The organism is Vibrio sp. 378, assembly GCF_033339435.1.
Genome location: NZ_JAWOUO010000618.1, coordinates 1 through 672 on the forward strand (window position 1 = coordinate 1; position 672 = coordinate 672).

A 672-nucleotide genomic window follows, 5' to 3' on the forward strand; every position below is an offset into this window, starting at 1 on the left:
AACAAGAAAGAACGCATGCAAAAAGCGCGTGATGTTCTGCGCGAAGTACGTTTGGATCCCGCATCAATAAACCGCTATCCGCACGAATTTTCCGGTGGGCAGCGTCAACGTATTGCGATTGCACGAGCCTTGATTTTGGAACCGTCGTTTATCTTGCTTGATGAGCCGACCTCAGCCTTAGATCGCTCAGTGCAACTCACTGTCATCGATCTTCTCAAAGACTTGCAGAAAAAACACAATATCGGTTATTTGTTCATAAGCCATGATTTATCAGTGGTTAAGGCGCTTTCTGATCGCGTATTAGTGATGCAAAAAGGAGAAGTGATGGAGCAAGGAAGCACACAAGAGATTTTCCATCACCCAAAAAGTGAGTACACTAGAAAACTGATTGATGCCTCATTTGATCTTGAAAACAATGAAAATCAAAATGATGCTGCTTAGATTCATCACAGTTTCATATTAATGAACTAGGATTAAGTAAAGATGATTATTTCATCTTTACTTGAGAATGGCGTAGCTGCCTTTCGGTTTGGCCGCCGAGACTGGTTGGTTCATCGAGTCAGACTTAGTCAACCTGACTCAACAATACTGAAAAACAGTATTACTTGAGTTCCCCCAACCATGAAAAATGCCGCGATTCTGTCGCGGCATTTTTTATTCTCTAAAGCTCAA

Annotated in this window: 1 protein-coding gene; it reads left to right on the forward strand. The window is 42.0% G+C overall.

Annotated elements, in window-relative coordinates; genetic code table 11:
- On the forward strand, positions 1-441 hold a 441-nt coding region (locus R7Q48_RS27885), incomplete at its 5' end, for an ATP-binding cassette domain-containing protein (protein ID WP_318133539.1).
- Positions 442-672: the final 231 nt, after the last annotated feature.